General features: G+C 74.7%; 14 protein-coding genes. 6 read left to right on the top strand and 8 right to left on the bottom strand.

Annotated features, from left to right (window positions below; all coding sequences use genetic code 11):
- From AB0I41_RS33340 to AB0I41_RS33330, 3 genes are all read right to left on the bottom strand, one after another.
- Positions 1 to 1,134: MAB_1171c family putative transporter (locus tag AB0I41_RS33340; RefSeq protein WP_357115003.1), on the bottom strand; the 1,134-nt coding region annotated here is incomplete at its 3' end.
- Positions 1,131 to 1,655 (bottom strand): hypothetical protein, encoded by a 525-nt coding sequence (locus AB0I41_RS33335; RefSeq protein ID WP_357115001.1) that lies wholly within the window; start codon positions 1,653 to 1,655, stop codon positions 1,131 to 1,133. The genes AB0I41_RS33335 and AB0I41_RS33340, both read right to left, overlap by 4 nt.
- The gene (locus AB0I41_RS33330) at positions 1,652 to 2,107 is read right to left on the bottom strand and encodes a hypothetical protein (RefSeq protein ID WP_357115000.1); all 456 of its coding nucleotides are present in this window, start codon (positions 2,105 to 2,107) and stop codon (positions 1,652 to 1,654) included. Before AB0I41_RS33330 ends, AB0I41_RS33335 begins: the two co-directional genes overlap by 4 nt.
- Positions 2,108 to 2,425: 318 nt before the next feature.
- Here AB0I41_RS33330 and AB0I41_RS33325 point away from each other — a divergent pair, with 318 nt between their 5' ends.
- From AB0I41_RS33325 to AB0I41_RS33315, 3 genes are read left to right on the top strand one after another with little or no spacing between them, the layout of a single operon-like run.
- Positions 2,426 to 2,845 (top strand): hypothetical protein, encoded by a 420-nt coding sequence (locus AB0I41_RS33325; RefSeq protein ID WP_357114998.1) that lies wholly within the window; start codon positions 2,426 to 2,428, stop codon positions 2,843 to 2,845.
- 22 nt (positions 2,846 to 2,867) lie between these two features.
- On the top strand, positions 2,868 to 3,767 hold the full coding sequence (locus tag AB0I41_RS33320) for an acyl-CoA dehydrogenase family protein (protein WP_357114996.1): 900 nt from the start codon (positions 2,868 to 2,870) through the stop codon (positions 3,765 to 3,767).
- Complete coding sequence (locus AB0I41_RS33315) at positions 3,755 to 4,675, top strand: acyl-CoA dehydrogenase (RefSeq protein WP_357115005.1); 921 nt, start codon at positions 3,755 to 3,757, stop codon at positions 4,673 to 4,675. Before AB0I41_RS33320 ends, AB0I41_RS33315 begins: the two co-directional genes overlap by 13 nt.
- Positions 4,676 to 4,791: 116 nt before the next feature.
- Here the strand turns inward: AB0I41_RS33315 and AB0I41_RS33310 are convergent, their stop codons facing one another.
- The 3 genes from AB0I41_RS33310 to AB0I41_RS33300 all read right to left on the bottom strand — a co-directional run bounded on the left by AB0I41_RS33310 (position 4,792) and on the right by AB0I41_RS33300 (position 7,391).
- On the bottom strand, positions 4,792 to 5,820 hold the full coding sequence (locus tag AB0I41_RS33310) for a hypothetical protein (RefSeq protein WP_357114994.1): 1,029 nt from the start codon (positions 5,818 to 5,820) through the stop codon (positions 4,792 to 4,794).
- A 144-nt stretch (positions 5,821 to 5,964) separates the two neighbouring features.
- Positions 5,965 to 6,675, bottom strand: a complete 711-nt coding sequence (locus AB0I41_RS33305; RefSeq protein WP_357114992.1) for a spermidine synthase — start codon at positions 6,673 to 6,675, stop codon at positions 5,965 to 5,967.
- A gap of 113 nt (positions 6,676 to 6,788) precedes the next feature.
- Positions 6,789 to 7,391 carry a class I SAM-dependent methyltransferase gene (locus AB0I41_RS33300; RefSeq protein ID WP_357114990.1) on the bottom strand — a complete coding sequence of 201 codons (603 nt, stop codon included), beginning with the start codon at positions 7,389 to 7,391 and terminating at the stop codon, positions 6,789 to 6,791.
- A 192-nt stretch (positions 7,392 to 7,583) separates the two neighbouring features.
- On the opposite strand from AB0I41_RS33300, the gene eccB reads away from it, so the two are divergent.
- Positions 7,584 to 8,975: a type VII secretion protein EccB gene (gene eccB, locus AB0I41_RS33295; RefSeq protein WP_357114988.1), complete on the top strand. Its 1,392-nt coding sequence runs from the start codon at positions 7,584 to 7,586 to the stop codon at positions 8,973 to 8,975.
- 69 nt (positions 8,976 to 9,044) lie between these two features.
- On the opposite strand, the gene AB0I41_RS33290 is transcribed toward eccB, so the two are convergent.
- A complete protein-coding gene (locus tag AB0I41_RS33290; RefSeq protein ID WP_357114987.1) occupies positions 9,045 to 9,650 on the bottom strand; it encodes a class I SAM-dependent methyltransferase in 606 nt (201 codons plus the stop codon).
- 41 nt (positions 9,651 to 9,691) lie between these two features.
- The gene (locus AB0I41_RS33285) at positions 9,692 to 10,306 is read right to left on the bottom strand and encodes a methyltransferase domain-containing protein (RefSeq protein ID WP_357114985.1); all 615 of its coding nucleotides are present in this window, start codon (positions 10,304 to 10,306) and stop codon (positions 9,692 to 9,694) included.
- Positions 10,307 to 10,637: 331 nt separating this feature from the next.
- Here AB0I41_RS33285 and AB0I41_RS33280 point away from each other — a divergent pair, with 331 nt between their 5' ends.
- Together AB0I41_RS33280 and AB0I41_RS33275 are read left to right on the top strand one after the other, a co-directional pair.
- Positions 10,638 to 11,606: a zinc-binding alcohol dehydrogenase gene (locus AB0I41_RS33280; RefSeq protein ID WP_357114983.1), complete on the top strand. Its 969-nt coding sequence runs from the start codon at positions 10,638 to 10,640 to the stop codon at positions 11,604 to 11,606.
- Entirely contained in the window at positions 11,606 to 12,424 is an 819-nt protein-coding gene (locus AB0I41_RS33275; RefSeq protein ID WP_357114981.1) for a sugar phosphate isomerase/epimerase family protein, read from the top strand. The genes AB0I41_RS33280 and AB0I41_RS33275 overlap by 1 nt, the downstream gene beginning before the upstream one ends.
- The last annotated feature ends 39 nt before the right edge of the window (positions 12,425 to 12,463 follow it).

Genomic DNA, 12,463 nt, shown 5'->3' with positions numbered 1-12,463 from the left:
GCCGTCGATCATGACCTGCCCGGTGGTCAGCGGGCGGTGTAGCCGCCGTCGACGGGGATGGTGTGGCCGGTGATCCAGGCCGCGTCGTCGGAGCACCGTCGCCTCGGCGGCGGCGAGCCGGTCACCGCCGTACCCGGCCCGGCGGCCGGCCGCCTCGGCGGCGTCGAGGAGCGCGGCGGACATCCAGGGGCGCAGGGTGGCGTACCCGTCGAGGATCTCGACGGTGGCGCGGACCCGGCGCAGGTACGGGTCGCGCAGCACCGCCAGCAGCCCGGCGGCCCCGCGCGGCTCGGGCAGCAGCGCGACCTCCGGCAGCACCCGGTGCACCGCCGCCTGGAGTGGACGCAGCCGGTGGTGGTCCACGACGGCCTGCACCCGCGCGCAGAGTCGGTCGAGGCCGACCAGCGGTCCCCAGGACGGCAGCGTCGAGCCGATCAGGATGAGCAGGATGGAGACGGTGAAGCTGAACACCACCACCGCGTCGGAGGCGAGCGCGGTGCCGGGCCAGAGCGCGCCGGCGGCCACCGCGGTCAGCTTCGCCAGCACGTAGACCAGGCCCCAGGCGGCGCCCGCCACGATCAGCCGCAGGCCGAGGCGGAGCAGCGGCCGGGCGGCCCGCCGCGCGTACCGGTGGGCCAGGACCACCACCTGGGCCATCGACCAGCCCAGGTAGGTCAGGTAGACGTAGAGGAAGGGGGCGTCGAACGGGTCGCCGTAGTAGCGGCCGCTGGCCACCCGGGGGTCGTCCAGCGCGGCCCGCGCCGGGGCCAGCGCGAACAGCACCGCGATCGCGGCGATGCTGGCCAGCTGCGCGACCGTGCGGTGGCGGACCCGGCACCGGGTGCGTTCGTCGTCCCCGGTCAGGTGCAGCAGGAAGGCCTGCGCGGCGGTGGCGGAGACCAGGGTGAGGCAGTTGGACAGGACGCGGGCCAGGTCCAGCACGCCGAGCGCCCGGTCCAGGGCCGGCATGAACGGCTGGAGGGTCAGCGACACCGTGATGCCGACCAGGGCCAGGCAGAGCGCCCGCAGCGGCCGGTTGCGCGGGTCGCGGGCCAGGTCGCGCAGCTTGTAGAGGCTCAACACCCAGCACATCAGCGTCACGCCGATCATCAGGTCCCGGATGAGGCTGATCACGGGTGGCGGCGTCCTTCGAGGGTGGCGGCGAGACGGTCGGCGAGGGCGGCGTCGGCCGGGGTGCCGACCGGGAGCTCCGACCAGCGCTCCGCGCGTTGCACGGCGAGGCTGCCGAAGATCTCCGCCCGCCGCTCCTGCGGCACGTCGTAGGAGCTGCGGGCCAGCGGAGCCGGCCGGCCCAGCGCGGCGGCTGCCCGGTCCAGCTCGGACGGCGGGGAGACGTCGTTGAAGAGGGCGTGGCCGTACTCGTGCCCGATGATCAGGCGCTGGCGCACCGGGCTGGCGTTGGCGGCGTAGAAGATGTAGTCGGCCTGCTCGCCGGCCACCCAGAGCCCGTGCGGGGCCAGTGCGGGCAGCTCGCGGGGGATGAGGTGCACCGGCCGGCCACGCTGCCGTTGCACCCGCTCGTGCAGCTCGGCGAAGGTGAAGCCGCCGGTCAGCCCGAGCGCGTCCAGGGCCTGTTCGGACTGGCGGCGCAGCTGTCGCAGCTGGACCTCGCTGGTGCGTCGTCGACGGATCATCGAGCCTCCGCCGGGCGCTCGCCGGAGCGGCGGGCCCGGGCGGCGGCCTCCAGGCGTTCCACCTGCTCGATCATGGCCACCACGGCGGCGTGCCCCTCGGGGGAGAGCCGGGCGTCGGCAAGCCGCATGGCCACCTGCTTGATGTGCGGGTTGGCCAGGGCGTGGGCGAGGTCGCGCCCACCGTCCACGTCGTCCTGACCGGGGGCGAAGAAGCTCGACGGCTGGCCGAAGAAGGCGGCGATGGCGTCCACCACCGACTGACGCGGGTCCGGCGCCCGCCCCTGGCGCAGGTTGCTCAGGTGGGTGTGCGAGATCCGGCAGCCGCGCCCGGTCAGCTCCTGCGCCACGTGCCGGACGCTGTACGGACGGCCCTGCGGGTCGGTGACCGTCCGGAACAGCCAGTCCAGGCGGGCGGCGAAGGAGCGGTCGTCCGGTTCGGTGACCTGGGGCAAGGGGGCTCCTCCGCACGTGTGCGGTGGCACCGGCCGGGGACGGTGGCACCGACTGTTGACGCCGCTACCGCGAGTATGTATAGCATTACCACCCCTGGCATGGGGAGTGGACACTTTGGTCCGCCAATGGCACCGCCTGATGCCAGGGGCGTCCGTGCGGGTACGACGGGAGCGCGCAGCCATGCGCCATCGGGGGTCCGTCGGATCACCGCGGGACGCGGGCGGGCGCGGGCCCGGCCCGCCGCAGGGGTGCGGTACGACGTGCCGCACCCCTGCCCACGACGTCCACGCGGTGGCAGCGGCGGCGACCCGCAGGTGATGGCGCGTTGGGGCGGCCGCCGTCCGCAGGGCATCCTGCTGTACGGCCCGCCCGGCACCGGCAAGACCATGCTGGTCGGGGGTCTGCGCCCTACGGATGCAGATCAGCTACGCCGGCGCCGGCGGGGACGCAGCCAGCCAAGCGGTCAACGCGGTCGCTGGCATCTTGGCCACCACCAACTTCCCGCACCGGATGGACGCCTCGCTGACCCGTTCCGGGCGCTTCGACGTCAAGCTGGCCATCCCGCTGCCTGCGGGCTGGCCGCGCTCACCCCGGGACCGACCGGCGCGGACATCCGCGAGGTGCTGCGCCGGGTGCGACTCGCCAAGGCGATGCGCGAGGCCACGGAGAGTGCGCCGGTCGGCCCGATCAGCCAGGATGACGTGCGTGACGCCATCGCCGGGCGGCGCCGCGGCTGAGGCGTACGACGGAAGGAGATCCGTGTCGTCCACCCTGCTGTCCCGTCGTGACCTGCGTTTTCTGCTCTACGAGTGGCTGGACGCGCCCCGGCTGACCGAGCGCCCCCGCTACGCGGAGCACTCCCGGGAGACCTTCGACGACGTGCTCGACCTCGCCGAGCGGGTGGCCGCCGAGCACTTCGCCCCGCACAACCGGGCCGCCGACACCAGCGAGCCCACCGTCGAGGGCGGGCGGGTGCGCACGATCCCGCAGGTCAAGGCGGCGCTGGACGTCTTCTCCCGGACCGGGCTCCTGGCGGCCACCATGGACTCCTCGGTCGGCGGGATGCAGCTGCCGCACGTCGTCTCCGCCGCCGCGTTCGGCTACCTCCAGGCCGCGAACGTGGGCACGTCGGCGTACCCGTTCCTGACCGTGGGCAACGCCAATTTGCTGCTCGCCCACGGCAGCGCGGCGCAGGTCGACACCTTCGTCCGGCCGATGGTGCAGGGCCGCTTCTTCGGCACCATGTGCCTGTCGGAGCCGCAGGCCGGCAGCTCGCTGGCCGACATCACCACCCGCGCCGAGCCGCAGGACGACGGCAGCCACCGGCTCTTCGGCACCAAGATGTGGATCTCCGGAGGGGACCACGAACTCGCCGAGAACATCGTCCACCTGGTGCTCGCCCGGATCCCCGGCGGCCCGCCCGGGGTCAAGGGGATCTCGCGTTCATCGTGCCGAAGGTGCTGGTCGGCCCCGACGGCGTGCCCGGCGCGCGCAACGACGTGGTGCTGGTCGGCCTCAACCACAAGATGGGCTACCGGGGGACCACCAACACCCTGCTCAACTTCGGCGAGGGGGTGCACCGGCCGGACGGCCGGGCCGGGGCGGTCGGCTACCTGGTGGGGGAGCCCCACCAGGGCCTGGCGCAGATGTTCCACCTGATGAACGAGGCGCGCATCGGCGTCGGGGCCGGCGCCACCGCGCTCGGCTACACCGGCTACCTGAAGTCCCTGGCGTACGCCCGGCAGCGCCCGCAGGGCCGGCCGGTCGCCGACAAGGACCCGACCGCGCCGCAGGTGCCGATCGTCGCGCATCCTGACGTACGCCGGATGCTGCTGGCTCAGAAGAGCTACGTGGAGGGCGCCCTGGCGCTGGTGCTCTACTGCGGGCGGCTGCTGGACGAGGAGAAGACCGCCCCCGACCCGGCCGACCGTGCGCGGGCGCACCTGCTGCTGGACATGCTCACCCCGATCGCCAAGAGTTGGCCGTCGCAGCGGTGCCTGGCCGCCAACGACCTGGCCATCCAGGTGCACGGCGGTTACGGCTACACCCGCGACTACGACGTCGAGCAGCACTGGCGGGACAACCGGCTCAACCCGATCCACGAGGGCACCCACGGCATCCAGGCGCTGGACCTGCTCGGCCGCAAGGCGACGATGGACGGCGGGGCCGGGCTGTCCCTGCTGCTGGCGACGATCTCGGCGACGGTGGGCCGGGCCTGGAAGGCCGACGGGGAGGCCGCCGAGCTGGCCGCCCAGCTCGGCGCCGCGGTCGACCGGATCGCCGGCACCACCCGCCGGCTGTGGGGGACCGGCGACCCCGCGCTCGCCCTGGCCAACGCCAGTGTCTACCTGGAGGCGGTCGGGCACGTCGTGGTCGCCTGGATGTGGCTGGAGCAGCTGCTCGCCGTCGACGCCGCCCACGTCGACGCCGATCCGGCCTTCTACGCCGGCAAGCGGCAGGCGGCCCGGTACTTCTTCCACCACGAGCTGCCCCGTACCGCCGCACAGTTCGACCTGCTCGACCGCCTGGACCGGACCACCCTGCAGATGCGCGACGAGTGGTTCTGAGCCCGACACCCGGCTGCCCGGCTCGGCGTGCCGGGTGAGGCGCGCCGGTCACCCGACGTGCCTCACCCGCTCGACGTGCCTATCGAGGAGCTACGGCCGGGGTCGGCCGCGCACCGTCAGCAGTTGCGCCAGATCACCCCGGAGACCTGGCCGTGTTCACGGTCGTTACGGAAGCCGACGATCGTCCCGTTGTCGGAGATCGCCCTGGCACCGACGTTGACCCGGTCGCTGCCGCCGGGCAACACCCGGCTCGACGTGTTCCGCACGACCCGGTCCCCGCCGACCATCACGCCGCGCGCGTTGACGTCCACCAAGGACTCGTCGAACGTCGCGTACGAGCCGTCGCGCAGGTTCCAGCGCACCCTGACCGCTGCCTGGCCGCCCGTGTCCACCCAGCCGATCGCCCACCGTCCGGCGGCGGTGTAAACCTGTGCCGCCCGGGCACCCGGTGCGGTGAGGTCCGCCGTACGACCGTTGGGGTACCGGACCCAACCGGTCCAGTCACCCCAGTCGCCCGTGTAGCCGACGATCGTGCCGTTGTTGGTGAGTCCGGTGGGCATGGTGCCGGCCGGGGCGTCGATCACCTCGACCGTGCCCGGGCGGTCGGCCGGCCAGCGCAGCGGAACCCACTGGCCGGTCACCGGATCGGAGCTGGACCCGACCATGTCGCCGGTCGCGTTGATCGCCACGACGTTGGTGTCCCTGGCGTCCGGCTGCGGTAGCGGCAGCGGCGCGAGCTGCCCGTCGCGGTATCGCCAGGGCTGAGCCGCTCCGTTCACCCAACCGTTGCCAACCACCACGCCCTGGGCGTTCACGTCGGCGACGTCCCTGATGAGCGCCGACTCGACCGTGGTCAGCCGTTGCCGGTCCCAGAGCAACAGCAGCACCTGGCTACCGCCGCCGCCGGTGGACCGGCCGGCCGTACCGGCGGCGAACCGTCCGGTCGGGTCGATGGCGTTGGCCTCGGACCGGAACACGTCCGCCGGTGACGGCAGTGTGCCGATGGTGCAGGTCGCCGGCCGCGGCCGGGCGGTCCCGATCGGTGGCTGCCGGGGGCCGGCCGTGGCCGGTGCCGCGGTGACCGAGGCGGCCAGCAGAGCGGTGGCCACCGCGCCCAAGGCGGTACGTCGTGCCCGTCGTCTCATCTTCTCTCCCCGTTGTTCGGCCTGGCGTTTCCGGGCCTCTCGGTGAGGATGACGCTCGATCCCGCCCGGCGGTTGCGGTTGGTCGGCGAGCCGACAGCTGTCGCCGCATGGAGCGGGGCGGGGGTCAGCGTGAGGCGACGCCGGTCAGCGTCGGGCGACGTAGACGGTGTTTGCCGACTCGCCGCCGGTCAACGGGTTGGCGAACCGGACGACGTGGGCCTGCGAGGTGGGGAACACCTCGGCGAGGACCTGGCCGAAGTCGGCGTCCGGCGGGTCGTCCGACCAGAGGGCGAACACCCCGTCCGGGTGCAGCAGATCGGCGAGCCGGCGCAGCCCGTCCGGGGTGTAGAAGGGGGCGTGACTCGGGTGCAGCACGTGCCGCGGGGAGTGGTCGACGTCCAGCAGCACCGCGTGGAACCGTCGGCCGGGCGCCTCCGGGTCGAGCTGACCGGCGGCGACGGCGGCGAAGAAGTCGGCCCGGACGAACCGGGTACGCGGGTCGGGAGCCAGCCCGGCGGCGAAGGGGAACAGCTGCCGGCGGTGCCAGTCGATCACGTCCTCGATCGCCTCGACCACCACCAGCGACCGCACCCGGGGGTCCTCCAGGGCGGTCCGCGCGGTGTACCCGAGGCCGAGGCCGCCGACCGCCACGTCCAGGGCGTCCCCGGTCAGCGGGGCCAGGCCCAACCGGGCCAGTTCGATCTCCGCCACCGGGAAGAGGCTGGACATCAGGAAGTCGTCGTCGAGCTTCACCTCGTACACGTCGACGTCGAGCGCCGGGTCGCGGCGCCGGCGCAGGCTGATCTCGCCGATCGGGGTCTCCCGCCAGGCCAGTTCCTCGAATCGCGCGCCCACCCGGCCTCCTCGCCGACACCGTCCGTGGCGGGATGCTACCGGTCCCCACCTGCCCCCGGCCCTGCCGGGACTCCCCGGCGTGCCGCGCCTCCCCGCGAGCGGGCGCCGGGCCGTCACGCCGGTCGGGTCGCGACCACCACCGTGTCGAGCGCGTCCACCGTGCCGCCGTCGACGGCCACCGGGCGGCGGGCCGTCTCCGCGCGCCGCACCCGCAGCCCGTCGAGGCCGGCGACCACCGCCTCCGGGCTGAGCAGGATCGCCGGGTCACGGGGGCCGCCCACCCCACTGTCGAGGTTGGCCCGGTCGTGCCCGACGACCACGACCGCGCCGCCGGGTCGCAGCGCGCCCCGCGCCCCGGCCAGCACGGCCGCCAGCGCGGCCGGGGGCAGGTGCAGGTAGGCGACCAGCACCAGGTCGTACCGGCCCGGCTCGGGGGCGTCGACGGTAACGTCCGCGACGCGCCAGTCCACCGGTACGCCCCGGCGGGCGGCGAACTCCCGGCCGCGCGCCACCGCCACCGGTGAGAAGTCGACCGCGGTGACCCGCCAGCCCCGCTCGGCCAGCCACACCGTATTGCGCCCCTCCCCGGCGGCGAGGTCGATCACGTCACCCGGGGGCAGGTCGGCGACCGCCTCGACCACGAAGCGGTTCGGCTCGGCGGTCCACACCAGCTCCGCCGAGCCGGCGTACCGGGCGTCCCAGTCGCTGCTGTCCACCGTTTGGTTATACGCGATCCGGCGGCACCCCGCGCGAGAGACCGGGCGGGCCCGGGACGCCATCCCCGACCTGGCCGACCGCTGGTGGCCACAGTGGATGCCGCCGCACCCCTGGACGCTGACGACGCAGGGTCGCCGTGGCATCGACGGAGCGCATATCCTGTGCGGCGACCATTCGCCGGAAGGGACACCATGCCGTCGCGGCAGGACCAGCTCCACTCGTACCAGTTCACCGTGCAGCGGGCGGTCGCCGCGCTGGTCATGCGGGAGACCGACCCGGCGCGGTCGCCGTTCCGACGGCTCGCCGGCGCCGGTCTGGCGAGCGTGCTGGTGGCGGCGATCGGGCTCGGGGGCTTCGCCCTGTACGGCCTCTTCGCCGGTGGCGGCAGCAAGTGGCGCGACCCGGGCGCGGTGATCGTGGAGAAGGAGTCCGGCGCCCGGTTCGTCTACCGGGACGGCAAGCTGCACCCGGTGCTCAACTACGCCTCCGCGCTGCTGATCATCGGCACCGACCGGTCCACGACCGTACTGGTCTCCCGCCGCTCCATCGAGGGGGTGCCTCGGGGCCTGCCGCTGGGCATCGCCGACGCGCCGGACTCGCTGCCCGCCCCGGGGCGGCTCTCGACCGCCGCGTGGACGGTATGTTCGGTCGTCCCGGCGGAGGCCGAGCGTTCGGCGCCCCGCTCGGCGGTGCTCATCGGTCGGGAGGCCGTCGGTGGGCGGTCGACCGGCGAGGAGGGGGTGCTGGTCCGGCACCCGGACGGCACCCTGCACCTGGTCTGGCGGGAGCGGCGCTTCCTGCTGCGCGACACCGGTCGGGTGCTGGCGGCCCTGGCCGCCACCCGGGAGCGGGCGGTGCCAGTGGCGCCCGCCCTGCTCAACACGTTGCCCGCGGGCGCCGATCTGGCCCCGCCGGCCCTGCCCGAGCTGGGCCGGCCCTCGGCCCGGGTCTCCGGCGCCGCGGTCGGCGACGTCTACCTGGTCCGCAACTCCGGCGGTGGCCGGCAGTACGCGGTCGCGGAGCGGGACGGCCTCGCCGGCATCACCGAGTTGCAGGCGGCCCTGCTGATGGCCCGCACCGGGCAGGGCGACCCGGAGCCGATCACCCTCGGCCGGTTCGCCGCGCTGCCCAAACTGCCGGACCTTGTCCCCACCGGTCCCACCGCGCCGCCCGCCTCGCCGCCCCGCCTGGCCGGCGTGGACGGTGGCGGGCTCTGCGCGCGCGTCGGCGACGACGGCGAGGTCCGCGACGTCCGCGTCGGCGTCGCCGTGCCCGACCTGACCGCCGTGGCCCGCACCGGCGCGGCTGCCGGGCGGGGTGCGGTGCTCGCCGACCACGTGGTGGTCGAACCGGGCCGGGGCGCCGTGGTGGAGTCCGTCGCCGCGCCCGGGGCGACCGGCGGCGCGGTCTCCGTCGTCACCGACCTGGGCCGGCGGTACGTGCTGGCCGGGGGCGAGGTGCTGGGCATGCTCGGCTACCGCGACGTGCGGCCGGTGCGTCTGCCGGCGGGTCTGGTCAGCCTGGTGCCCGCCGGCAGCCCGCTCGACCCGACCGCCGCGCGGGCGGTGGCCGCCCCCGCCTGAGCCTCGTCCCGGGGAGGGTCCCGGACGGGCCGCGCTCGGCGGACGGTCAGGGCGCGGGGCGGCGCGGGGTCAGCGCGCGGGACGGCGCAGCACGCTGACCGCGAAGTCCGCGTCGTCGCGCCAGGGGCGCAGGTCCCAGGTGGCGAAGCGGTGCTCCGGGCGCAACCCGGCGGCGACCGCGTCGCCGTCGAAGTCCGCCAGCCGGTAGCCCCGGTCGGTGCCGAAGCCGACCAGCACCACGCCGTCGGGGCGCAGGTGGGCGGCGATCCGGGCCAGCACGTCCCGTTCGGTGCCGGGGGCGACGAAGGCCATCACGTTGCCGGCCACCACAACCGCGTCGAACGGCTCCGGCTCGCCGGTCGCGGCCAGGTCCAGTTCGGCGAGGTCGCCGACCAGCCAGCGCGGGCCGGGGTGGTCGGTCCGGGCGGCCTCGACCAGCGCCGGGTCGGCGTCCACCCCGACCACCTGGTGACCGCGGGCGGCCAGCGCGGCGCCGACCCGGCCGGTGCCGCAGCCGGCGTCCAGGATCCGCGAGCCGGGCGGGACGACCGCGTCCACCAGCCGGGCCTCGCCGGCGAGGTCCGCGCCCTCGACGGCGAGCGTGCGAAACCGGTCGATGTACCACTGCGAGTGCCCGGGACCGGTCTCGGTCGCCCAGCGGGTCGGGTTGGTCATGCCGCCACGGTAACCGGCGCCCCGCGGCGCGGGGCCGGCGGTCAGGGCAGCCGGGCGACGGTGACGAACTCGTTGTAGGTGAAGAGCTTCCCGAGCGCCCGCGGGAAGGGGAACGAGTACTGCCGCACGACCGTCATGCCGAGGTCGCGGGCCGCCTCCGCCGCCTCGGCGAACCCGACGAACCGGACGTGGCTGGCGTCGCTGGCGTACCCGCGTTCCTGCGGGGTGATGAAGACGACGGTGCCGGCGGAGCGGACGAACGGCAGGTACGAGGAGATCACCTCCAGCGCCTGGCCGGCGGGGAGGTGCTCCAGCAGGTGCGCGGCGAGCAGCGAGTCGAAGGCGTCCGGCCGGGCGTGCTCGGAGCGGAAGAACTCCTCGATCGTGTACGCCTCGTGCCCGGCCGCCCGGGCGTGCGCGATCGACGTGGCGTTGTGGTCGACCCCGACCGCCCCGGCACCGAGGTTGGTCAGGTTGCGGCCCAGCCCGCAGCCCACGTCGAGGGTGCGGCCCAGGCCGAGCCGCCGCAGGTTCCACCGGTACGGCGCCTGCACGTCGAGCAGTTGCTTCCAGCGCGCGCCGCCGAGGCGTTGCAACCGACGGGTGTAGTCCTCGCCCTTGGTGCCTGTTGGAGCGTCCTGCCGTGCCTGACCCATCGCCGGCCCCTCTGCCTGTCGCGGATACGGATGTTGGCGCGCACGCGCCTCCGGCGGCACGCGCAGGCCGTTCCGCCGGCCTCCCCCGTACCCGCCGGGGCGGGTTCCCGAACGATGCTACGGATTACCCGGCCGATCGGCACGGGGATCTACCAGGTGTTTCGTGGCGTGATCGCGGCGTCCACGGACGGTGACCGGAGCGGGGGTGATGGTATCGGTGGCACTCCTCTCGAAGGGTACAAGCCGGATTCAACGCCTTCGATTGATCAATAACGGCACATATGGCTATTTCTTGCTAAGATTGGGCCCGGTACGTCCCGGGAGTGGCGCCATGGGCAACTGGGTTGTCTCACTGGCCGGGCCGCGGCGCGTGAGCCTCGAGCCCTGCCCCACCGATCCGCTCGGCCCGGGCCAGGTCCGGGTCCGCACCCGCTACTCCGGCATCTCCGCCGGCACCGAGCTGACCCTGTTCCGGGGGAGCAACCCGCTGGTCGGGTTCGGCTACGAGGAGGTCGGCGAGATCGTCGAGGTCGCCGAGGACGTCGCCGACCGGCATCCGGGCCAGCTCGTCTGGGGCATCTGGGGGCACCGGGCCGAAGGCGTCGTACCGGCCGGCGCGGTCAACCCGCTCGCCCCCGGGCTCGACCCGCTCGCCGCCGTCTTCGCCCGCCCCGGCGCCATCGCGCTGACCGCCGTCCTCGCCGGGGACCTGCACCTCGGCGACTGGGTCGGGATCTTCGGGCAGGGCGTCATCGGGCTGCTCGCCACCCGGCTGGCCAGCCTCTCCGGCGCCCGGGTGGTCGCCGTCGACCGGGTGCCCGCCCGGCTGGAACGGGCCGCCCGCCTCGGGGCCCGGCGCACCGTCGACGCCGGCGTCGACTCCGCCGCCGCCGTGCTGCACGAGGCCACCGGCGGCCGCGGCGCGGACGTCTGCCTGGAGCTGTCCGGGGCGTACCCGGCGCTGCACGAGGCGATCCGCGCCACCACCCACGCCGGCCGCGTCGTGGCCGCCGGCTTCTATCAGGGCCACGCCGACGGGCTTGGTCTCGGCGAGGAGTTCCACCACAACCGGATCCAGCTGGTGGCGGCCCAGGTCTCCGGGCCCGCCCCGGCGCCCGGCCTGGCCGGCCGGTGGTCCGGTGCCCGCATCGCCCACACCTTCATGGACCTGGTGGCCGAGGGCAGCGTCGACCCGCTGCCGCTGGTGAGCCACGTCGTGGACGCCCGTGCGGTGGCCGACGCGCTCGCGTTGCTCGACCGCGGTGCCGGTGACGTCCTACAAGTCGTGCTGAGGTTTTGATGTCCATCCCGATCGCCTGCCAGGAGCAGCTGCTCCCCGGCACCAGCCTGTCCCAGAAGTTCGCCCTCGCCGCCGCCCTCGGCTACCAGGGCATCGAGCTGCGCGGCCGCGGCGACCTCGCCTTCGCGGGCCGGCTGCCGGAGCTGCGCCGGGCCCGCGCCGAGGGGGTGGTGATGCCCACCGTCTGCGTGGAGATGGACCACTTCATCGGCGACTTCGACCCGGCGCGTTCCCGTGACGCGGTCGCCAACCTGCGCTCCCAGCTGTCGGTGATCGCCGAACTCGGCGGTGTCGGCGCGATGACCCCCGCCGCCTGGGGGATGTTCTCCCGCCGGCTGCCGCCGTTCGAGCCGCCACGCCCGCCCGGCGGCGACCGGCAGGTGCTCGTCGACGCCCTGGGCGTCCTCGGCGAGCACGCCCGCGCCGAGGGCGTCGTCCTCTTCCTGGAACCTCTCAACCGGTACGAGGACCACATGGTCAACCGGCTCGACGAGGCGGTCACGCTCTGCGCCGCCGTGGGCCTGCCCTCGGTGCGGGTGGTCGCCGACACCTTCCACATGAACATCGAGGAGGACGACGTGCACGGCGCCCTGCGCGCCGCCGCGCCGTACCTGGGGCACGTGCAGGTCAGCGACTCCAACCGCTGCCAGCCGGGCGCCGGGCACCTGGACTGGCCGGCGTTGCTGCGCACCCTGCGGGAGATCGGCTACCCGGGCTGGCTGGCGCTGGAGTGCCGGCTGCGCGGGGACCCGGTCCGGGCGCTGCAACAGGCGGCGATCGTGCTCCGGCACGCCCAGCCCCGGCAGGCGGCGGCGTGAGCACCGGCGCCACCGGCCCGTCCGGCGTCGGCGCGCCCC

It is taken from the genome of Micromonospora sp. NPDC050200 (genome assembly GCF_040656135.1).
Lineage (GTDB): Bacteria > Actinomycetota > Actinomycetes > Mycobacteriales > Micromonosporaceae > Micromonospora.
The sequence above is the reverse complement of the archived record's forward strand: the minus strand, read 5'-3'. Positions and strand labels throughout refer to the sequence as shown.

Bases quoted from the DNA above. Each gene is read 5' to 3' on its own strand.
- AB0I41_RS33335 (WP_357115001.1), bottom strand. From the start codon at position 1,655: ATGATCCGTCGACGACGCACCAGCGAGGTCCAGCTGCGACAGCTGCGC.
- AB0I41_RS33325 (WP_357114998.1), top strand. From the start codon at position 2,426: ATGGCGCGTTGGGGCGGCCGCCGTCCGCAGGGCATCCTGCTGTACGGC.
- AB0I41_RS33315 (WP_357115005.1), top strand. From the start codon at position 3,755: ATGTTCCACCTGATGAACGAGGCGCGCATCGGCGTCGGGGCCGGCGCC.
- AB0I41_RS33310 (WP_357114994.1), bottom strand. From the start codon at position 5,820: ATGAGACGACGGGCACGACGTACCGCCTTGGGCGCGGTGGCCACCGCT.
- eccB (WP_357114988.1), top strand. From the start codon at position 7,584: ATGCCGTCGCGGCAGGACCAGCTCCACTCGTACCAGTTCACCGTGCAG.
- AB0I41_RS33290 (WP_357114987.1), bottom strand. From the start codon at position 9,650: ATGACCAACCCGACCCGCTGGGCGACCGAGACCGGTCCCGGGCACTCG.
- AB0I41_RS33285 (WP_357114985.1), bottom strand. From the start codon at position 10,306: ATGGGTCAGGCACGGCAGGACGCTCCAACAGGCACCAAGGGCGAGGAC.
- AB0I41_RS33280 (WP_357114983.1), top strand. From the start codon at position 10,638: ATGGGCAACTGGGTTGTCTCACTGGCCGGGCCGCGGCGCGTGAGCCTC.
- AB0I41_RS33275 (WP_357114981.1), top strand. From the start codon at position 11,606: ATGTCCATCCCGATCGCCTGCCAGGAGCAGCTGCTCCCCGGCACCAGC.